This window comes from Streptomyces sp. NPDC004435, assembly GCF_042873895.1.
Lineage (GTDB): Bacteria > Actinomycetota > Actinomycetes > Streptomycetales > Streptomycetaceae > Streptomyces.
Genome location: NZ_JBIAMB010000009.1, coordinates 285,143 through 305,831, shown reverse-complemented (window position 1 = coordinate 305,831; position 20,689 = coordinate 285,143). Strand labels below are relative to the sequence as shown.

Annotated in this window: 14 protein-coding genes; 4 read left to right on the top strand and 10 right to left on the bottom strand. The window is 72.3% G+C overall.

All coding sequences use genetic code 11. The features are described from left to right. Positions 1 to 55 precede the first annotated feature (55 nt). The 5 genes from ACFYT9_RS19025 to ACFYT9_RS19005 all read right to left on the bottom strand — a co-directional run bounded on the left by ACFYT9_RS19025 (position 56) and on the right by ACFYT9_RS19005 (position 7,952). The gene (locus ACFYT9_RS19025; RefSeq protein ID WP_389165218.1) at positions 56 to 1,108 is read right to left on the bottom strand and encodes a substrate-binding domain-containing protein; all 1,053 of its coding nucleotides are present in this window, start codon (positions 1,106 to 1,108) and stop codon (positions 56 to 58) included. A 57-nt stretch (positions 1,109 to 1,165) separates the two neighbouring features. Beyond that, complete coding sequence (locus ACFYT9_RS19020; RefSeq protein WP_389165215.1) at positions 1,166 to 2,191, bottom strand: ABC transporter permease; 1,026 nt, start codon at positions 2,189 to 2,191, stop codon at positions 1,166 to 1,168. Beyond that, positions 2,188 to 3,714, bottom strand: coding sequence for a sugar ABC transporter ATP-binding protein (locus ACFYT9_RS19015; protein WP_389165213.1), 1,527 nt, complete (start codon positions 3,712 to 3,714; stop codon positions 2,188 to 2,190). The genes ACFYT9_RS19020 and ACFYT9_RS19015 overlap by 4 nt, the downstream gene beginning before the upstream one ends. A gap of 432 nt (positions 3,715 to 4,146) precedes the next feature. Further along, complete coding sequence (locus ACFYT9_RS19010; RefSeq protein WP_376599254.1) at positions 4,147 to 5,328, bottom strand: ROK family protein; 1,182 nt, start codon at positions 5,326 to 5,328, stop codon at positions 4,147 to 4,149. 230 nt (positions 5,329 to 5,558) lie between these two features. Further along, positions 5,559 to 7,952, bottom strand: a complete 2,394-nt coding sequence (locus ACFYT9_RS19005) for a ricin-type beta-trefoil lectin domain protein (RefSeq protein WP_389165210.1) — start codon at positions 7,950 to 7,952, stop codon at positions 5,559 to 5,561. A 369-nt stretch (positions 7,953 to 8,321) separates the two neighbouring features. Between ACFYT9_RS19005 and ACFYT9_RS19000 the strand changes: the two genes are divergently transcribed. Both ACFYT9_RS19000 and ACFYT9_RS18995 read left to right on the top strand, forming a co-directional pair. Continuing rightward, entirely contained in the window at positions 8,322 to 11,177 is a 2,856-nt protein-coding gene (locus ACFYT9_RS19000) for a lectin (RefSeq protein WP_389165208.1), read from the top strand. A gap of 21 nt (positions 11,178 to 11,198) precedes the next feature. After that, positions 11,199 to 12,953, top strand: coding sequence for a ThuA domain-containing protein (locus ACFYT9_RS18995; protein ID WP_389165205.1), 1,755 nt, complete (start codon positions 11,199 to 11,201; stop codon positions 12,951 to 12,953). A 97-nt stretch (positions 12,954 to 13,050) separates the two neighbouring features. On the opposite strand, the gene ACFYT9_RS18990 is transcribed toward ACFYT9_RS18995, so the two are convergent. The 4 genes from ACFYT9_RS18990 to ACFYT9_RS18975 all read right to left on the bottom strand — a co-directional run bounded on the left by ACFYT9_RS18990 (position 13,051) and on the right by ACFYT9_RS18975 (position 16,290). Beyond that, positions 13,051 to 13,500 carry an SRPBCC family protein gene (locus tag ACFYT9_RS18990; protein WP_387270402.1) on the bottom strand — a complete coding sequence of 150 codons (450 nt, stop codon included), beginning with the start codon at positions 13,498 to 13,500 and terminating at the stop codon, positions 13,051 to 13,053. A 100-nt stretch (positions 13,501 to 13,600) separates the two neighbouring features. Further along, positions 13,601 to 14,632, bottom strand: coding sequence for an NAD(P)/FAD-dependent oxidoreductase (locus ACFYT9_RS18985; protein WP_389165201.1), 1,032 nt, complete (start codon positions 14,630 to 14,632; stop codon positions 13,601 to 13,603). Then, a complete protein-coding gene (locus tag ACFYT9_RS18980; protein WP_389165199.1) occupies positions 14,629 to 15,144 on the bottom strand; it encodes an isoprenylcysteine carboxyl methyltransferase family protein in 516 nt (171 codons plus the stop codon). Before ACFYT9_RS18980 ends, ACFYT9_RS18985 begins: the two co-directional genes overlap by 4 nt. 9 nt (positions 15,145 to 15,153) lie before the next feature. Next, positions 15,154 to 16,290, bottom strand: coding sequence for a type III polyketide synthase (locus ACFYT9_RS18975; protein WP_389165196.1), 1,137 nt, complete (start codon positions 16,288 to 16,290; stop codon positions 15,154 to 15,156). A 45-nt stretch (positions 16,291 to 16,335) separates the two neighbouring features. On the opposite strand from ACFYT9_RS18975, the gene ACFYT9_RS18970 reads away from it, so the two are divergent. Together ACFYT9_RS18970 and ACFYT9_RS18965 are read left to right on the top strand one after the other, a co-directional pair. Then, positions 16,336 to 17,196, top strand: a complete 861-nt coding sequence (locus ACFYT9_RS18970) for a UbiA family prenyltransferase (protein ID WP_389165194.1) — start codon at positions 16,336 to 16,338, stop codon at positions 17,194 to 17,196. Positions 17,197 to 17,447: 251 nt separating this feature from the next. Beyond that, complete coding sequence (locus ACFYT9_RS18965) at positions 17,448 to 18,641, top strand: hypothetical protein (protein ID WP_389165191.1); 1,194 nt, start codon at positions 17,448 to 17,450, stop codon at positions 18,639 to 18,641. 84 nt (positions 18,642 to 18,725) lie between these two features. Here ACFYT9_RS18965 and ACFYT9_RS18960 read toward each other — a convergent pair whose 3' ends face one another. After that, positions 18,726 to 20,624 (bottom strand): N-acetylmuramoyl-L-alanine amidase, encoded by a 1,899-nt coding sequence (locus ACFYT9_RS18960; protein WP_389165189.1) that lies wholly within the window; start codon positions 20,622 to 20,624, stop codon positions 18,726 to 18,728. Positions 20,625 to 20,689 lie beyond the last annotated feature (65 nt).

Sequence of the window (20,689 nt, the reverse complement as noted above, 5' to 3'; positions counted from 1 at the left end):
GGTCCCGGGCGGGGCGGCGGCGGGGCCGCCGGGCCGCCCGGGGCGGTGTGGGCGGTCAGTTGAAGCCGGTGGGCAGGTAGTCGCCGACGTTGTCCCTGGTGACGACGGCCGAGTAGAGGGTCACCGACGAGGGGATCTCCAGTTCGGCCATGCCGCCGATGCCCTTGCCCTGTCCGAGCGCGCGGGCCAGGTCGATGGCGGAGGCGGCCATCGTCGGCGGGTAGAGGACGGTGGCCTTGAGGACGCCGTCGTCGGCCTTGATGGCGTCCATGGCCGACTTGGCGCCGGCGCCGCCCACCATGAGGAAGTCCTTGCGGCCGGCCTGGGCGATGGCGCGGAGGGCGCCGACCCCCTGGTCGTCGTCGTGGTTCCACAGGGCGTCGAACTGAGGCTGTGCCTGGAGGAGTTGGGCCATCTTGGCCTGGCCGGACTCGACGGTGAACTCGGCCGCCTGCCGGGCGACCTTGGTGATGTTGGGGTAGTTCTTGAGGGCGTCGTCGAAGCCCTGGGACCGCTGCTTGGTCAGTTCGAGGTTGTCCAGACCGGCGAGCTCGACGACCTTGGCGTTCGGCTTGCCCTTGAGCTGTTCGCCGATGAAGCGGCCGGCGTTGAGGCCCATGCCGTAGTTGTCGCCGCCGATCCAGCAGCGGTACGCCTGCGGGGAGCCGAAGACGCGGTCCAGGTTGACGACGGGGATGCCGGCGGCCATGGCCTGGAGGCCGACCTGGGTGAGGGCCTTGCCGTCGGCCGGAAGAATGACGAGGACGTCGACCTTCTTGTTGATGAGGGTCTGGATCTGGCCGATCTGCGCGGCGGTGTCGTTGGAGCCCTCGGTGATCTCCAGGGTGACGTCGGCGTACTTCTTCGCGCGGTTCCTGGCGTTCTCGTTGATGGCGTTGAGCCAGCCGTGGTCGGCCTGCGGTCCGGCGAAGCCGATGGTGACGGGCTTGCCGGGCTTGTCGTCCGCGACGGGGGCGTTGCCGGCGGCGCTGGGGGCGGTCTGGTTCTTGGGCTCGTTGCTGGTACAGGCCGTGAGGAGCGCTCCGGCGGAGACGGCGGCGGAGCCGAGGAGCAGTCCTCTGCGGCTGGGGATACGGGACTCGGGCATGGCGGATCGACCTCCGGGAGGGGCGGGGCGGGTGCGAGGGGGGATGGTGAGGAGGAGTCAGTCGTCGCGCAGGGTGCGGCGCTGGACGAGGACGGCCGCGACGATGATCGCGCCCTTGGCGATCTGCTGGACGGCGCTCTCCAGGTTGTTCAGGGCGAAGATGTTGGTGATCGTGGTGAAGATGAGGACCCCGAGGACCGAGCCGACGATGGTGCCGCGGCCGCCACTGAGGAGGGTGCCGCCGATGATGGCGGCGGCGATGGCGTCCAGCTCGTACAGGTTGCCGTTGGTGTTCTGCCCGGAGCCGGCGAGGACGATCAGCATGAAGGCGGCGATGCCGCAGCACAGGCCCGACAGGAGGTAGAGGGAGAGGCGCTGGCGGCGGACGTCGATGCCGGCGAGGCGGGCGGCCTCGGCGTTGCCGCCCACGGCGACCGTGCGCCGCCCGAAGGTGGTGCGGTTGAAGAGGAACCAGCCGGCGACCGTGACGGCGGCGAAGACGAGGACGAGCGGCGGGATGCCGAGGATGTAGGCGTCCTTGACGCCGAGGTCGAGGACGGAGTCGACGGTGACGAGCTGGGTCTTGCCGTCGGTGAGCTGGAGGGCGAGGCCGCGGGCGGAGGCGAACATCGCGAGGGTGGCGATGAAGGGGACCATGCCGCCGTACGCCACGAGGACGCCGTTCACGAGCCCGCAGCCGACGCCGACCGCGACCGCGGTGAAGAGGATGCCGGCGAAACCGTACTCCTGGGTGGCGACGGTGGTGGCCCAGACGGAGGCGAGGGCGACGATCGCGCCGACCGACAGGTCGATGCCGCCGCTGGTGATGACGAAGGTCATGCCGACGGTCACGACGCCGATGACGGACGCCTGGGTGAGCACGAGCTGGAGGTTGCTGGTGGCCAGGAACTCGGCGGGCCTGGTGAGGCCCCCGACGGCCACCAGTGCGGCGAGGACGCCGAGGAGGGAGAGGCTGCGGACGTCGAGGCGGAGGACCGGCGGCCGGAGCGCGGGGGTCTTCCCGCCGGGCGCGGCGGGGGCGGGGGATGCCTCCCGTCCCGCCGGGGTGGCTGAGTGCGTCATGCCGTCGGGCTTCCTTCCATCACGAGGTCGAGTACGCGGTGCTCGTCCAGCTCCCGGGCGTCGGCGGTGTGCACGACATGGCCCTCGCGCAGCACCAGGACCCGGTCGGCGAGGCCGAGGACCTCGGGGACCTCGCTGGAGACGAGGAGCACCGCGAGTCCTTCGTCGGCGAGTCTGCGGATGACGGCGTACAACTCGGCGCGGGCCCCGATGTCGACCCCCCGGGTCGGTTCGTCGAGCAGCAGCACCTTGCAGCCGCGCAGCAGCCACCGGGCGAGGACCGCCTTCTGCTGGTTGCCGCCGGAGAGGGTGCGGACACGGGCGTCGGGGTCGTCGGGCCGCAGGGAGAGGGCGCGGGTCGCGTCGCGGGCGGCCGCCCGTTCCCTCCCCCGGTCGATCCGGCCGCCGCGCGCGAAGCGGGAGAGGGTGGAGAGGGTGACGTTGCGGGTGACGGACTCCATCGGGAGCAGCGCCTGGGCCTTGCGTTCCTCCGGGGCGAGGCCGATGCCGGCGCGGACGGCGGCGGGCACGCTGCCGGGCCGCAGGGGCACCCCGTCGACCAGCACCCGGCCCGCGGTCGGCCGCCGTGCCCCGTAGACCGTCTCCAGGATCTCGCTGCGGCCCGAGCCGACCAGTCCGGCCAGGCCGACGATCTCCCCCGGGCGCAGCTCCAGGTCGACGGCGGCGAACTCCCCTTCGCGCGCCAGTCCTTCGACGCGCAGGACGGGTTCGGCGGCAAGCGGCCGGGCCGTCCGGTCGGGGCGCTCGGGGAAGACGTACTCGACGGAGCGGCCGGTCATCAGGCGGACGACCTCGTCCGTGGAGGTGGACTTCGCGGGGAGTCCGCCGGCGACGGTCCGGCCGTCCTTGATGACGGTGACGCGGTGCCCGATCCGGCGGATCTCCTCCAGGCGGTGCGAGATGTAGACGACGGCGACGCCGTCGGCGGTCAGGTCCTCGACCGTGCGGAAGAGGTTGTCGACCTCCTCCGGGTCGAGGGCGGCGGACGGCTCGTCCATGACGATGAGCCTGACCTCGTGGGAGAGCGCGCGGGCCATGGAGACGATCTGCCGCTGGGCGGCGGAGAGTTCGCCGACGATGCGGACCGGGTCGATCTCGGCGTGGCCGAGCCGGCGGAGGAGTCCGGCGGTCGCCTCGCGGGCGGCCCCGGTCCGGACGACGAAGCCCGCGGAGGTCGGTTCGTGGCCGAGGAAGACGTTCTCGGCCACGGACAGCCCCTCGACCAGGTCGAGTTCCTGGTAGATGGTGGCGATCCCGAGGCGCATCGCGGCGATCGGGGTGGCGGGTGCCACCGGCTCCCCGCGCCAGGTGATCCGCCCTCCGTCGGGCTGGTGGACGCCGGCGAGGACCTTGATCAGGGTGGACTTCCCGGCGCCGTTCTGGCCGAGGACGCAGTGGACCTCTCCGGACCGGACCTCCAGGTCCACGCCGTCGAGGGCACGGACGCCGGGGAACGACTTGGTGATGCCGGACATGGTGAGCAGGGGTGCTTCTGGTGCCATGACGATTCCTCGGCGAGTACGGCCGCGAGCGGGCGGGGCGGAGGCGGAGGGAGCGGGGCGGGGCGTGTGCGTGGTGCGCGGGGTGTACGTGGTGCGCGGGGTGTACGTGGTGCGCGGGGTGTACGTGGTGCGCGGGGTGTACGTGGTGCGCGGGGTGTACGTGGTGTGCGGGGCGTGTCACGCGAGGTGCGGGCAGCGGGCCACGGGAGGGGCAACCGGCCGGGCCGTCGGCGGGTATGACGGGGCGTCACACGAGTCTGTCCGGAGGGTGCCGTGCGCGGGGAGTGCGGTGCTGCGGGGGTGCGGGATGCGATGGTGCGGGATGCAGGTGCGGTGCTGCGGGACTACAGGACAGCGGTGCTGTGGTGCGCTCGGATGGGGTGGTGCCGGTACGGGGCTGATCACGCTTTCCGGCGGGGCCGGAGCGGAGGTTCAGGCGGGGGAGAACAGGTGGTCGCTGATGAGGCGGGCCGCGCCGATCACGCCGGCGGTCGAACCGAGCTCGCCCAGGACGATCGGGAGGTTCCTGGTCGCCAGCGGCAGGGAGCGCCGGTAGACCTGGGTGCGCACACTCGCCAGCAGCGTGTGACCGAGGCCGGTGACGCCGCCGCCGATGACGACCATCCCGGGGTTGAAGGAGTTGACGAGTCCGGCGATCACCTGGCCGACCCGGCCACCGCCCGCGCGGATGAGGTCGAGTGCGACCTGGTCGCCCGCGGCTGCGGCCGCGGCCACGTCGGCGGAGGTGAGCTTGCCGTGTGTCTCGAGCCGCGTGGACAGCTCGGCCGTACCGCCCGCGCGCGCCGCGTCCTCGGCGTCCCGGGCGAGCGCGGACCCGCTGAAGTGGGCTTCGAGGCAACCCCGGTTGCCACAGCCGCAGGCCCGGCCGTCGGGCTCGACCTGGATGTGGCCGATGTCGCCGGCGCTCCCGGTCGTACCCCGGTGGACCTCGCCGCCGAGGACGATGCCGCAGCCGATGCCCGTACCGATCTTGACGTACAGGAAGTCGGCGACGGACCGGGCGACACCGGCGTGCTGCTCGCCCATGGCCATGAGGTTGGCGTCGTTGTCGACCATGACGGGGCAGCCGAGGTCCTGGCTGAGGGCCTCGCGGACGGGGAATCCGTCCCAGCCGGGCATGATCGGGGGCGCCACGGGGACGCCCTCGGGGAAGCGGACCGGTCCGGGGACTCCGATGCCGGCGCCGTCCAGGCCGTCGGCCAGTCCGAGCGACTTGAGCTTGGCCACCATCGACAGGACCTGTTCGAAGACCGCGACAGGGCCTTCGCGCACGTCCATCGAGTGGTTGAGGTGGCCGAGGACCTCCAGTTCGGCGTTGGTGACGGCGACGTCGATCGAGGTCGCGCCGATGTCGACGCCGAGGAAGCGCAGGCCGGGGGTGAGGCGGATGTTGTGCGAGCGGCGCCCGCCGCGCGAGGCGGCGAGACCGTCCGCCACGACGAGGCCCGTCTCCAGGAGCCGATCCACCTCGACCGCGAGCTTGGAGCGGGAGAGGTCGACCAGATCGCCGAGCTGGGCGCGGGAGTGGGGTCCGCCGTCGCGCAGCAGCCGGAGCAGGCGTGCCTGGTGCGCGTTGCCGGGCCTGGCCGTCATGCGTCGCACGTGGCCTCCTCCCCTGCTGTCTGGCGGTCCCGCGGCGGTCCCGGTAGAGGGATTCGTCCGTGGGGTCCGGCTGCTTTCGTGGGGAACGTAGCAGTCGGTTTTCCGGGACGGAAGAACTTGCGCAGAAGTACGGTCCGACTTTTTCCGGGTTGAGGACAAAGGCAGGTCTCGGCGCGTGAACGTGGCGCCGCCCGGCCGGGGAGGCCGGGCGGCTCTTCACGTCAGGGGAGCGTCCATCTCTGGTTCGCTCCCGTGTGGCAGGTCCACAGGTGGACGGCCGTGCCGTCGTTCCAGACGCCTCCGGAGGCGTCCAGGCACTTGCCGGACCGCGGATTGCGGACCGTGCCGTCGCTCCGCGCCTCCCACTGCTGCGCGGCCGTGCCGTTGCACGTCCACAGCTGGACCCTGGTGCCGTCCGCGCTGCCGCCGTTCGACACGTCCAAGCACTTGCCCAGCGCCTTCGCCGTGCCGTCGCCGGCGACGGTCCACCGCTGGGCGGCCGTGCCGTTGCAGGTCCAGAGCTGGACCTTCGTGCCGTCCGCCGTCTGCGAGTTGTCGACGTCGAGGCACTTGCCCCCCACGCCCTTCACCTCGCCCGTACTCGCGCTTCCTCCTGGGAGCCGGTTCAGCGTGTACCAGGCTTCGGTGCTCCAGAGGGACTCGCCGCTCGCGGAGCTGAAGGGACGGGGCGAGCGGACGTGGACGACACGGTCGGCCTTCAGGCCCGGGATCGCGAGGGTGACCGTGCGACCGTCGCCGGACAGGGTCGCGGACGGGACGGTGAGGGTCTCCTCGTCGACCTTCGGCCCGCCGTAGTCGGCGGTCGGCGCGTACCGCCACTGCTTGACCTTGTAGTGCGCGGCGAGGTCGGCGGCGGTCTCCGCCGACAGCGGCTGGGTGTATTCGAGCGCGAAGCCGCCGGGCACGGCCCGCATGGCGCGGATGTCGAAGGCGTCGGTGCCGTTGGGCGTGAGCTTCTGGAGCCCGTGGGCGAGCTTGCCCTCCTGGCCCCAGTTTCCGCCCGCGCCGAGCCCGCCGGCGTACAGCGCGCCGTCCGGGCCGACGCTGATGCGGGTGACACCGGCCTCCAGGCCCTGGGTGAGCCGGAAGACCGCGCCCTGGTACTCCCCTCCGACCTTCTCCAGGTAGGCGCGCTGGATTCCGCCGTAGGTGACGTCACCGAACAGCATCTGGCCCGCGAAGGGTCCCTCGGGCAGCTGGAGCGGGGTGCTGGGCGAGTTGGCTATCTCGTTCTGGGGCAGCCAGAGAACCGGCTTGGTGACGGACTGGTTGTCGAAGGGGCCGGCGGGGTTGGTGTAGTGGTTGAAGAAGCGGCCCTGCTTGATGTGCACGAGCTTGGACGAGGGGAGCCAGCCGCCCTGGTTGTCGGTGACGAACATGTCGCCCTCGGGACCCCAGCCGATGCCGTTGGGGGTGCGCAGTCCTCCGGCGACGTAGGAGACCGCGCCCGTCGCCTTGTTCACCTTGATGGTGGTGCCTCGGTTCGGTGCGGGCTGAGGGTCCGTGGTAGCCCCGCCGTAGTTGATCGAGACCGACAGGTTCAGGTAGAAGAACCCGTCCTTGTGGAGGAGTCCGAAGCCGAACTCGTGGAAGTTGCCGCCGAAGGGCCAGGTGGCGACCCTGCGGAACTGGTCGGTGACCTCGTCTCCGTCGGTGTCGTTCAGCTCGGTCAGCTCGTGCTTCTGCGACACGTAGAGCTTGCCGTCGACGTGTGTGATCCCCATGGGCTCCCTGAGGCCCGAGGCGATCTTCTTGTACGTCACCCTGTCCGGTCCGGTGTTCCCCGTGACGTTCGACAGGAGGTAGACCTCGCCTGCGGTGCTGTTGCTGCCGCCCCAGGTCGTCACGGCCAGACGTCCGTCGGGGAGCCAGTCCATCGCGGACACCTGGGGTTCGAAGCCGGCCGGACGCAGGTCGGTGAGGGTGTAGTTCGGGTGGACGCCGGCGAGCGGCAGGCCGTCGCCGGGCGAGTCCGTGCCGGCCTCGCACTCCTTGCGTCCCGGCGCCGTCACGCGGACGACGCCGGCGTCCGTGCTGAGCGCCGAGTTCGGGACGACGGTGAAGCCGGAGGCGCCGGGCGGCTTCCATTCCAGCGTCAAGCGCTCGCCGCCGCCTCGCTCGAAGTGCTCGATGCGCAGGGCGTGGGGCCCTGCCGTCAAGCTGATCCCGGCTTCCTTCGGTTCCGGGCCGTGCAGGCCGCCGTGGTCGATCACCAGCTGGTCGTCGATCCACAGGCGGGAACCGTCGTCGCTGGTGAGGCGGAGGGCGTAGGTGCCCGCCCCCGGGGCGTCGAGGTTGCCGATGACCTGCGTGACGAAGTTGCTGTCCAGGCCGAAGTCGGCCGGCGAGGTCCAGTCGATCAGCGGCATCAGCTTGTCGATGTTGGGCGTCTGACCGGGCTTCAGGTCGCATAAGTCGTTGAGCGGCACCTGGACGTCGAAGACCCGGAGGGTGACCCCCGGTTCCTGCGGCGGGAGGGCGGCGGCGTCGTCCGCGGGGGCGGGCGCCGCCGAGAGGCCGAGGGCGAGCAGGGAGACGAGGAGCGTTCCGGCGAGGCGTCTGCCCGGCCGACGGGCGTACAGCCGTGGATACACGTGACCTCCTGACGACCCCTCGGCGAGGAGGGGTTCGATCGGGCAATCGGGGGTTCCACCGCTGCCGGGGCGCGCCGTCGTCCCGGTCACGGAGGCTCGGGCGGGAGGGATTTCAGGACCCTGCGCACCGCCGCGCCGAACACAGTAGGGACTTCCTCCGGACCCGTCCATGCTTTGTCCCGCCCCGGGAAGAAGTACCGGGAACTTGCGCCGCCCGGGTTACGGGACCCGACAAAGGGCGCTAACTTCTTTGAAATGTACCGGTCATGCGATCGCGACCGGTCGCTACGGCGTGACGGCGCGCGCCCGTAGACACACCCGGTGGCCCAGCGAGGCCGCCGTCCCCCCTCTCTCTTCGGGAGACTCTCTGTGCGCACGAGAACGCCCAGACGCAAGCGCCTCCACTTCCTGACCGGTCTGGCCTGCACCGCCGGGTTCCTGCTCCCGGTGTCCCCGGCCGCCGCCTCGCCACCGTCGCACCACGACCCGGCCCCGGCCCCGGCGGCCGCTCCGGAGTTCCAGCAGGTCACGCTCGCCAAGGGGGTGGCCGAGATGGGCGAGCCGATGACCCTGGCCGTGCTGCCGGACCGCTCCGTGCTGCACACGTCCCGGGACGGCACCGTGCGAAGGACGGACGCCGCGGGCACGACGAGCGTGGCCGGGAAGGTCGACGTGTACAGCCACGACGAGGAGGGCCTCCAGGGCATCGCCGTGGACCCGGCCTTCTCCTCCAACCGGCACGTCTTCCTCTACTACGCGCCCAAGCTCTCCACCCCGGCCGGTGACGCCCCCGGCGACGGCACCGCCGCCGACTTCGCCCCGTTCGACGGAGTCAACCGCCTGTCCCGGTTCGTCCTCAGGGCGGACGGGACCCTGGACCCGGGCAGCGAGAAGCGGATCCTCGACGTGCCCGCCTCCCGGGGCATCTGCTGCCACGTCGGCGGCGACCTCGACTTCGACGCCGCCGGGAACCTGTACCTGTCGACCGGTGACGACACCAACCCGTTCGCCTCCGACAGCTACACCCCCATCGACGAACGTCCGTCACGCAACCCCGCGTACGACGCCCAGCGTTCGTCCGGCAACACGAACGACCTGCGCGGCAAGGTCCTGCGGATCAAGGTGGCCGCGGACGGCTCGTACACGATCCCGGCCGGCAACCTCTTCGCCCCCGGTACGGCGAGGACCCGCCCCGAGATCTACGCCATGGGCTTCCGCAATCCCTTCCGGATGAGCGTCGACAAGGCCACCGGCATCGTCTACCTCGGCGACTACGGCCCCGACGCCGGCAGCGCCAGCCCCACCCGCGGCCCCGCGGGCCAGGTGGAGTTCAACCGGATCACCGGCGCGGGCAACTACGGCTGGCCGTACTGCACGGGCGACAACAACCCCTATGTCGACTACGACTTCGCCACGGGCGCCTCCGGTTCTGCCTTCAGCTGCGCCGCGCCGAAGAACACCTCGCCGCACAACACCGGTCTCTCCGACCTGCCGCCCGCCCGGGCCGCCTGGATCCCCTACGACGGCGACTCGGTGCCGGAGTTCGGCGGCGGCTCGGAATCCCCGATGGGCGGGCCGGTCTACCGCTACGACGCCGCTTCCACGTCCGACGTGAAGTTCCCGCAGGAGTTCGACGGGCAGTACTTCGCCGGGGAGTTCGGCCGCCGCTGGATCAGACGCGTCGCCTCCGACACCGCGGGCACGGTGCAGTCCATCCACGCGTTCCCCTGGAGCGGCACCCAGGTGATGGACATGGCCTTCGGACCGGACGGCGCCCTGTACGTCCTCGACTACGGCACCGGCTACTTCAGCGGGGACCAGAACTCCGCCCTGTACCGCATCGAGCACGTCACCGGCGGCCTCGCGCCGACCGCGCAGGCCAGGGCCGGCGTCACCTCCGGGGCGGCGCCGCTGTCCGTCGCCTTCTCCTCGGCCGGCAGCACCGACCCCGACGGCGACGCGCTCTCCTACGCGTGGACCTTCGGCGACGGCGCCACCTCGACCGCGGCGGACCCCTCCCACACGTACACCGCCAACGGGCAGTACACGGCCACCCTCAAGGTCACGGACGCCACCGGCAGGTCCGCCACGGCCTCGGTCCAGATCACGGTCGGCAACACGGCCCCCACCGTGCGGCTGGAACTCCCGGTGAACGGCCGCGTCTACGACTTCGGCGCCGCGATCCCCTTCAGGGTGACGGTCTCCGACCCCGAGGACGGCACGATCGACTGCTCCAAGGTCAAGATCACCTTCGTCGTCGGGCACGACAGCCACGGCCACCCCCAGACCTCGACCACGGGCTGTTCGGGCACCCTGCAGACCCTCGCGGACGGCGAGCACGACCCCAACGCCAACATCTTCGGCGTGGTCGACGCCGAGTACACCGACAAGGGGGCGAACGGCCAGCCCGCCCTGACCACGCACTCCCAGCACGTCACCCAGCCCAGCCACCGGCAGGCCGAGCACCACGGCGCCTCCTCCGGCGTACAGGTGGTCACCCACACCCCCGCCCACGGCGGCAGGACCGTCGGTCACATCGACAACGGCGACTGGATCTCCTTCTCTCCCTACGCCCTCGACAACGTCACCCGGCTCACCGCACGCGTCTCCTCCGCGGGAGCGGGCGGCACGATCGAGGTGCGCGCGGGTTCCCCCACCGGCACGCTCCTCGGCACCGCGACCGTCCCCGTCACCGGCGGCTGGGAGACCTTCCAGGACGTGACGGCCCCGCTCGCCGGCGGCCCGGCCGGATCGACCACGCTGTACCTCGTCTTCAAGGGCGGCGGCGGCTCCCTCTTCGACGTCGACGAGTTCTCGTTCACCACCTCGCCCGCCGGCGGCTCGACGGCGGGCGAGGTGAAGGGGGTGAACGGCAAGTGCCTCGACGTGGACAACGCGCTGACCGCGGACGGTACGAAGATCCAGCTCTGGACCTGCAACTCCTCCACCGCCCAGCGGTGGACGCTCCCCGGCGACGGCACGGTGAGGGCGCTGGGCAAGTGCCTGGACGTCTCCGGCGGCGGAACCGCCGACGGCACGAGGATCCAGCTGTGGACCTGCAACGGCACCGACGCCCAGAAGTGGGCGCCCCAGAGCGACGGCACCGTCCGCAACCCCAAGTCCGGCAAGTGCCTCGACGCCTCCGGCGGCACCTGGAACGACGGCACCCCCGTCCACCTCTGGACCTGCCACACCGGCCCCAACCAGAAGTGGACCCTTCCGTAGCCCAGAAAGGAGGACGACCTCATGCGAACCTCTCTGAAAGCGATCCTCGGTCTGTTCGCCGGAGCCACGCTCGCACTGGCCCCGCAGGCCGCGGCCCTGCCCGCCGCGGCGCCCGCTCCCGTCGCCGCCCCCGAGGCGCGCGTGGCCGCCGACCCCGTGTACAAGGTCCTCGTCTTCTCCAGGACCGCCGGCTTCCGCCACTCCTCGATCGACGACGGCGTCGCGGCCCTGCGCGCCCTCGGCACGGCCAACAACTTCTCCGTCGACGCCACCGAGGACGCCCAGGCGTTCACCGGCGGCAACCTCGCCCAGTACAAGGCCGTCGTGTTCCTGTCCACGACGGGCGACGTCCTGGACGGCCCGCAGCAGACCGCGTTCGAGCAGTACGTCCAGGGCGGCGGCGGATACGTCGGCATCCACGCCGCCGCCGACACCGAGTACGACTGGACCTTCTACGAAGGTCTCGCCGGCGCCCTCTTCCACTCGCACCCGGCGATCCAGTCCGCCACCGTCGACGTGGAGGACCGCGCCCACGACGCGACGGCCCACCTGGGCGGTACGTGGCAGCGCACCGACGAGTGGTACAACTACCGCTCCAACCCGCGCACCACCGCCCGTGTCCTCGCCTCCCTCGACGAGTCCAGCTACTCCGGCGGGAACATGGCGGGCGACCACCCGATCGCCTGGTGCAAGGACTACCGGGGCGGCCGCGCCTTCTACACGGGCGGCGGCCACACCGACGAGTCCTACGCCGAGCCCGCCTTCCGCCGCCACCTCCTCGGCGGCATCCGGTGGGCCGCGGGCATGACCGACGCCGACTGCCGGCCCGAGACCGGCTACACCTCTCTGTTCGACGGCTCGTCCACCACCGGCTGGCGGCAGGCGGGACCCGGCGGCTTCGACCTCGCGGACGGCACGCTCACCTCCCGGGGCGGGCTGGGCATGCTCTGGTACGCGGCACGGGAGTTCACCGGCGACTACTCCGTCAAGCTCGACTGGAAGGCCGCGGGGGACGACAACTCCGGTGTCTTCCTCGGCTTCCCTGCCTCCGACGACCCCTGGTCCGCGGTGAACAACGGCTACGAGATCCAGATCGACGCCACCGACAGCACCGACCGCACCACCGGCGCCGTCTACGGCTTCAAGTCCGCCGACATCGCCGCGCGGGACTCCGCGCTGAACCCGCCGGGCGAGTGGAACACCTACGAACTCCGCGTGACCGGGGAACGGCTGGAGATCTTCCTGAACGGCCGGAAGATCAACGACTTCACCAACACCGACCCCGCCCGCAGCCTGCGCCAGGGACACGTCGGCATCCAGAACCACGGCGACGGCGACGAGGTGTCCTTCCGCGATGTCCGGGTCAAGCAGGACGGAGGGGAGCAGCCCGGTCCGCGCTCGGGTGAGGTGAAGGGAGTCAACGGCAAGTGCCTCGACGTGGACAACTCCCAGACCGCGGACGGTACGAAGATCCAGCTCTGGACCTGCAACGGCACCGGCGCCCAGAAGTGGACCGTCGCGGCCGACGGCACGGTGAAGGCGCTGGGCAAGTGCCTGGACGTCTCCGGCGGCGGCAGCGCCGACGGCACGAGGATCCAGCTGTGGACGTGCAACGGCACAGGCGCCCAGAAGTGGGCGCCCCAGACCGACGGCACCGTCCGCAACCCGCAGTCCGGCAAGTGCCTCGACGCCTCCGGCGGCACCTGGAACGACGGCACCCCCGTCCACCTCTGGACCTGCCACACCGGCCCCAACCAGAAGTGGACCCTTCCGTGACCGGCCTCACGGGAAGCGGCTGAAACCCGCCCCGGCGGTCCGCGACGACCGCTGGGGCACCCTCGCGACCACGGGTGGAGCAGGGACGAGTCGCGGGTCAGACCTCGCCGCGCCAGGCGCCGGTCTCGCTGCCGCGCCCCTCGATGTACAGCTTGAAACGCCGGAGGTCACCGGCGACCTGGCGCCTGACGAAGCCGAGCATGTCGCCGATGTTCTCCGCGAACCCGTCCGGGTCGTAGTCCATCTGCAGCATCACCTTCGACCTGTTGTCGGCGAGACGGTGGAAGGTGACCACCCCGGCCTGCCTCACCTCGCCGCCGACCGTGGTCCACGCGACGCGCTCGTCGGGGATCTGCTCGGTGATCGCCGCGTCGAACTCACGCTCCACGCCCTCCACGTTCGTCACCCAGCGGGTGAGGGTGTCCGTCCGCTGTTCGATCCGTTCCACCCCCTCCATGAAGTTCGGGAACGAGGCGAACTGCGTCCACTGGTTGTAGGCGGTGCGCACGGGGACCTCGACCTCGATGGACTCTTCGACCTTCGACACGAAAGCCTCCTTCCTCCTCCCCGGCGGGACGGGCCGTCGCCGGGAGCCGGGGAGCTCTTCCCCTCGGCACCCGCCTGCCCGCTCCGTCCCGTCCTATGACTCAGGCCAGGGCGTTCACCACGGCGGTGAACACGCGCGGCAGGCGCTCGGCCGCGGGGACGACGAGCGGGGCGAGCGCCGGCTGCTGACGGACCTGGACGAGGACGTCCGTCAGGAGCCGGTGACGGCGGGTCGCGCGTCTCCAGTCGCCGTCGTAGCGTTCCGGCGTGCCGCGCAGCACGTTGTCGACCAGCACTTCGGCACCGGTGAGGGCCAGCGAGATGCCCTCGCCCGTCAGCGCGTCGACGTATCCGGCGGCGTCCCCCACGAGCAGGACCCGCCCGTGGAGCCGGGTGCGGACCTTCTGGCGCAGCGGTCCCGCGCCCCGTACCGCGCCGGCGGCCCGCTCCGCCGGCAAGCGGGCCGCCAGGTCGGGGAACCGTTCCAGCTGGTCGTCGAAGGAGGCGCGCCAGTCCGTGAGCAGGGCGACGCCCACGAGCCCGTGGCCGAGGGGGGTGACGTAGGCCTCGCCCCACGCTCCGCAGTGCACCTCGACGTACGAGGACCAGGGGGCCACGGCGTAGTGGCGGCGCAGGCCGAACCGGGGCCTCCCCCGGGACGCGAGACCCAGGCCGAGGGAGCGGCGGATCGGTGAGTGCAGGCCGTCGGCGGCGACCAGCCACCTTCCGCGCAGTCCGGCGCCGGGCAGGGCCACACCGGTGGGGTCCTGCCGCACTTCCCCGACCCGCAGGGGCAGCACGGGTACACCCGCGGCGAGGACCGCCCGGTGCAGGAGGTCGTGCAGGTCGGTGCGCCGTACGCCGAGGCCGGGGCCGTGCCGGAACGCCGCGTGGACCTGGCGGGATCCCTGCGCGTAGCGGATCCCCGTGATCGGGTGGCCGGGGACGTCGAGACCGAGCGCGGTGAGGGCCCTGACCGCCCCCGGCATCAGGCCTTCGCCGCACGCCTTGTCGACGGGTGCGCGGCGCCGCTCGGCCACGACGGTGTCGAGACCGGCGCGCGCGGCGTACAGAGCGGTCGCGAGGCCGGCGGGCCCCCCTCCCACGACGATCAGGTCGTGGACCCGGCTCACGCGAGCACCGCCCGGCCGAGGGCCGCGTTCTCGGAGCGGAGGCGGACGGTGAGCAGCGCCGCGTTGGCCGCGCTGAACACGGTCGCGGTCAGCCACGCGGAGTGCACCAGGGGCAGAGCGGCGACCTCGACCACGACGGCGACGTAGTTGGGATGCCGCAGGAGGCGATAGGGGCCGCTGGTGATCGGGCGGGTGCCGGGGACGACGATCACGCGCGTGTTCCAGTACGGGCCGAGTGTGGTGATGCACCACCAGCGCAACGCCTGGGCCAGCAGGACCAGCGCCGCCGTCGACCAGCCCAGGGCAGGCAGGAACGGCCTTTGGGCAAGCACCGGTTCGAGGAGGCAGCAGACCAGCAGGGCGGTGTGCAGGACGACCATGACCGGGTAGTGGCCGCGGCCGTGTTCGACGCCCGCGCGGGCGAGGGTCCAGGCGGCGTTGCGCCGGGCGACGACCAGCTCGACGACCCGCTCGGCGGCGACGGCCAGGACGAGGAGCGCGTACCAGAGCATGCGGACCCCTCACCAGCGCAGCAGGACGAATTCGGAGCAGAAGCCGGGGCCCATCGCCATCAGCAGGCCCCAGGTGCCGGGCTCGGGCCGACGGGGTCCGCCGTGGCTCTGCAGGACGTGGAGGACGGAGACCGAGGACATGTTTCCCATGGCCGCGAGGGAGCGCCGCGCACTGTCGAGGACGTCGTCGGGCAGGCCGAGGACGTCGGTGACGGCGGCCATCACCTTGGGGCCGCCCGGATGGCACACCCAGGCCCCGATGTCGTCGGTGGTGAGTCCGTGTTCGGCCAGGAAGGCCCGCAGGGGTGTTCCGAGGTGGTCGCGTACGAGGGCGGGGAGACCGGCGTCGATCACCACGCGGAACCCGCCCGCTCCGATCTCCCAGCCCATGAGGTGCCCGGTCCCGGGGTAGAGGTGGCTGCGCGTGGCGACCACGGTCGGGCCGTCGGTGTCACGTCCGGGGGCGGCGCGGCCGCGCGCGACGAGGGCCGCGGCGCCGTCGCCGAACAGGGCGCCCGCCACGAGGTTGGCGCGGGAGTCGTCGTGCCGCTGGAGCGTCAGTGAGCACAGTTCGACGGTCAGCAGCACGGCGGTGTCGTCGGGGTGTCCGCGCAGGTAGTCGTGGACGCGGGCGAGCCCGGCGGCGCCCGCCACGCATCCCAGGCCGAAGACCGGGATCCGCTTGACGTCGGGCCGCAGCCCCAGGCGGCCGGCCAACCGGGCGTCCAGCGAGGGGGTGGCGACGCCTGTGACGGAGTTGCACACCAGGAGGTCGACGTCGGCCGGTTCGAGCCCCGCCTCCCGCAGCGCCCCGGAGACGGCCTCCGCGCCCAGGTCCGTACCGGCCGCGATCCAGGCGTCGTTGGACCGCCCGAAGTCCCCGAGTGCGGCGTACCGCTCGATCGGCAGGGCCAGATGCCGCGTGCGTACGCCGGTCGCGGCGTGCAGGCGGCGCAGCAGGACGCGGTCGGCTCCGGGAGCGAGGCACAGGTCGCCGATGGGCTCGGTCAGGTCGTCCTGGGCGTAGCGATGCGGCGGCACCGCGGTGTGGACGGCGGCGATCGTGGTCGCCGTGACGGGTGCGGTCGGCGGGCGCGGCGAGGGAGCGGGGGCTGCGGCATCGGGGGTGATCACAGGGACACGCATGGCGGAATGCCTACCTCGTTCCGGATGCCTCAGTAGCTTGCACAGGTGACTTTGCACCCGTCCGAGGCCTCTCCGCGGACGCCACTCCGTGTCTCGCCCCTGCTGCGTTCCTGCCACCTGGAGCCGGCGCTCGCCGTGTCGGTGTTCGCGACCGTGCTGGCCGTGGCAGGAGGCCGGGGTGCGGCGGGGGCGGGGGCGGTGGCCCTTGCGGTCCTGGCGGGTCAGCTCTCGGTCGGCTGGTGCAACGACGCGGTCGACGGGCGGCGCGACCTGGTCGCCGGGCGCCGCGACAAGCCGGTGGCGGCCGGCGAGCTCCCGGCCGGGACGGTGGCCGTCGCGGCCGGGACCGCCCTGGGCCTGTGCGTGCCGCTCTCCCTGCTGAGCGGGGCGGTCGCGGGATCGGTGCATCTGACGGGCGTCCTGGCGGCCTGGGCCTACAACCTGGGGCTGAAGCGGACGGCGCTCTCACCGCTGCCCTACGCCGTGGGTTTCGGCTCGCTCCCCGCCTTCGTCACCCTCGGTCTGCCCTCCCAGCCGTGGCCCGCCTGGTGGGCCGTGACGGCGGGGGCGCTGCTGGGTGTGGGGGCGCACGTGGTGAACGTGCTTCCGGACATCGAGGACGATCTGGCGACCGGGGTACGAGGGCTGCCGCAGCGGCTCGGCCGCGCGGCCTGCCGGTGGACGGCGCCGTCGGTGATGCTGGCGGCTGTGGCGGTGGTCGTCGCGGGACCGCCCGGGGCCGCCGGCGCCTCGGGCTGGATCCTGACCGCGGCGGCCGGGGCGATCGCGCTCCTCGGGATGGCGTTGCCTTCGAGGGCCGCGGGCCGCTGGCCCTTCCGGGCGGCGATCGTGGTGGCGGGAATCGCCGTGTCACAGCTGGTGCTGTCCGGCTCCGACATGGCGTGACGCGGCCCGATCACCGGCGTCCTTCGTCGCCTTCGTCTTCGTCTTCCCGGGGCCGCTCGTCGTTCAGGGGTTCACCGCGAGCGGCGGCTGCCCGGTGCCGCCGCGGCACGACGGCGAGGTCCGGGCCCCCTCTTCGGGGCCGGACGCGGACAGGCGCCATGGGAGATCATGGCGCTCGGGCGGGGTACCGCTTCCTTCGCGCGGGTTGCGGACCATACTGGTCGGGCCCTGATCGCCCACCGAACGGTTCCATGGACAAGAACAGCTCTTCATCGACCACCGTCCCCGACACCGCCTGGCTCGGGCGGGGGCGTCACCTCGGGCCCGAGCCGGAGCGAGACGTCCGGCGCAACCTGCTCGCCCTCAAGGCGGCCCGGGTGATCGACGACTTCCTGGACCTCGACCCCGTCGAGGCGGCGCGTTCCACCGACCTGTATCCCCGTGACGAGTCCGCCGACCCGGGCCCGTCCGCCCGCCGCCTGTTCGAGGCCCGCTGGCGCGTGGCCGACGGGGTGACGGTCCGCGCGCAACTGACCACCTACGAGCCCGAGTCCCGGCGCGCGAAGAGCGAGGGTGTCCCCTGGGTCCTCGCCGCCGAGGCCGAGCTCGCGTGGGAGGCGGGCTGGCCCTCACCCGCCACCGTGTTCTGGCCCGACAGCGAGCAGGTCGCCTGGGACCACCACGCGGTGCCGGGCGTACGCCTGCGGACGACGAACCATCTGCCGAAGGACGACGACGAGCTGCGCCGGCTGCTGCGGGCCTGCACCCGGCAGAGCTGGTCCATCCACGTCGTGGTGCACGAGGCGATGACGCCCGACGCCCTGGGGCGCCGGCCGATCACGGCGTTCCTGCCGGCGAGCCTGCGGCACCGGGTGGTCGAGCACCGGGCCACGCCGGATCAGGCGCTGATCGCCGACTACGCGATGAAGCGCGAGGTGGGTGTGGGGATACCGCGCGGCGGCGCCGTCATCCTGCCTTCGAGAGCGCAAGGGGGTGACCACGACGCGGAGCGCTTCACGGTCCGCGACGTCTTCCTGGACGGCAGGGAACCCACCAAGCTCCTGGACAGGATCGCCGAGTTCGCCTCTCTGCCCCAGCCGCTGCCGGCCGACGCCGAACAGGTCCTGACACGGCTGCGCCGGGGCTGGCACCTGCTCACCCCCGACGAGGAACTGGCCCACGCACGGGCCATGGTCACCAGGTACGCCAAGGCGCTCGAAGCGATGACGGCGTCCTGCGACCTGTACCAGGAGGCCGCCGAGTCGGCGCTCGAAGCCCTCGCCGCGGCGAGGGGCGGCGAGGGCGCGTCCCGGACGGCATCGCCGGCGGCCGGCAAGGGCGATCCCTCACCGTGGAAGGCCCTCACGAAGTCACTCGCCCGCCTCCGGGGCCCGAACCCCCCGGCCTCGGACACGGAGGACCCCCCGCATCCGCCGGCGCCGTGAGCGGGACCGGCGCGGACGTACGGGCCTCCGTCCGGGACGAGGCCCGCGTCCGCTCACCGGCCGGCCCAGGCCGAGCGCCGGGGGTCAGCTCCGCGTCTCCGCGTGGTTCACGGTGGCCAGGCGGCGGCTGTACTGGATCACGTCGTATGTCTGGTCACCGGTGACCACGGTCTCCGGGCGCGAGGGCGTGGCCGGGAAGAAGTCGTCGGCGCCGACGGGTGTGTGCGCGGCCACGTACGCCTGTCCCTGGGGGAACGCGTACATGTCGAAGCGTGTCTGCGCCGAGGCGGTCAGTCCCTCGGGGTACTCGGCGGCGCGGGGGTACGCCGTCGTGTAGACGGAGACGGAGTCGGCGCCGCTCGCGGGACGGACGATCCGCGCGTCCGGGGCGGGGCGGGTGTGGATGCCCGCCGGGTTGTGGATCCAGCCCTTCTGCCCGCCGAACCAGAGGGCCGTCCAGTCCCCGCTCACGTCGGCGACGACGAACTCCTGCCCCCACATCGCGGTGGCTCCCCAGTCGTCGATGCGGTCGGTACTCGCCTCTCCGTCCGGATGGAGGGCGCGATCGGACACGAGCGGGGCGTCGGCGCGGGGCGCTGTGCGGACGTGGAGGAAGTTCGAAGGCTGTTTCTGGGTACGGCACTCCGGATCGCACACCGTGACCGTCTGCGGGTTCGCGCCGAACTCCGGGGCGATCATGACCGCCTGCCCGATCCTGGTGTTCTCCCGGGCGACACCGGCATCGGACTGCGCGCCGGCACCGGCACCGGCACCGATGAGGGCCATGAACTTCTCCCAGTCCCAGTACGGGCCGGGGTCCCAGTGCGCGTCCGGCGCGCGGGCCGGCCTCGGGGGGAGGACGTTGTCGTGCCCGATGATGTGCTTGCGGTCCAAGGGGACGTCGAAGCGTCCCGCGAGGTAGCGCACCAGCGCGGCGGTCGCCCTGTACTGGGCCGGGGTGAACCAGGTGGCTCCCTGGGCGGCGTACCCCTCCAGCTCGATGCCGACGCCGTGCAGGTTGAACCAGTAGTTCCCGGCGTGGAAGGCGATGTCCTTGGTGGCGACCATCTGGGTCGCCTCCGTGCCGTCGGCCTTCAGCACGTAGTGCGCGGAGACGCCGCTCGACGGGTTCCGGAACCAGCTGACTCCCCCGTCGTACGACCCTTCGAGGTCGTGGATGACGATGAAGTCGACGTCGATCCCCTGGGCGCTCCGTGTGGCCACCTGGTAGTTCGAGGTCGCGGCGGGAACGAACCGGCAGTTGAGCTCGGCGGGGCACTCCGGCACCTCCGCGGCGGGAAGCGTCCGCAGCCTCAGCGAGGCGAGTTGCGACGTCGACGGACGGACGTCCGGCCGCTTGGGCAGCGACACCGTCTGGCCGTCCTCGCGCACCCGCCGGCCACCGTCGCGGATCACCGTGTACACGCCGTCGGCGAACCGTGCGGCCGTCGCGGTGTCGGCGGCCTGGCTGTACCGTGCCACGGCTCCGTACCAGCTGCCCGGATCCGGCGAGATCTCGCGGGTGATCTGCCGTTGGTACGAGGCGAGGAGAGCGGCGCCCCCTCGGAGGTTCTGCAGCTCGTCCGTCCTGAGCGTCCGAGGCGTGACGCCGATCATCGCGGCGGCGGCCCGCAGGGTGTGCTCGGAGGGGTCGTCGGTGCCCGTGGTGTCCACCGGCCCTTCGCCCGGGCGGTGGGGGTACGTCTTCCCGGACGTCGTGTCCGTGAGGTGCATCGGGCCGTAGCCGCCCTTGGTGCTCGGGCGGCCGTGGTTCCCCTCCCACCAGGAGGACTCGTGGCTGACGCCGAGAAGCACTTCCTTCGGCACGCCGAACTCCGCCGCCGCCCGCTCGGCCGCCATCTCGAAACCACCCGGTGCCGCTTCGGCCGGCCGGACGCTCCCCGCGGCGGCGCAGCCCCAGACGAGGGCCACCGCCGCACCCGCCGCGCCGAGGCTCCGTCGCTTCCCCTGTCTTCTGGCCACACCACGTCCGTTTCGCTCTGGCGGTCGGAGTTCGCTGTCGTGGCCGGTCGCGCGGCCGCCACCAT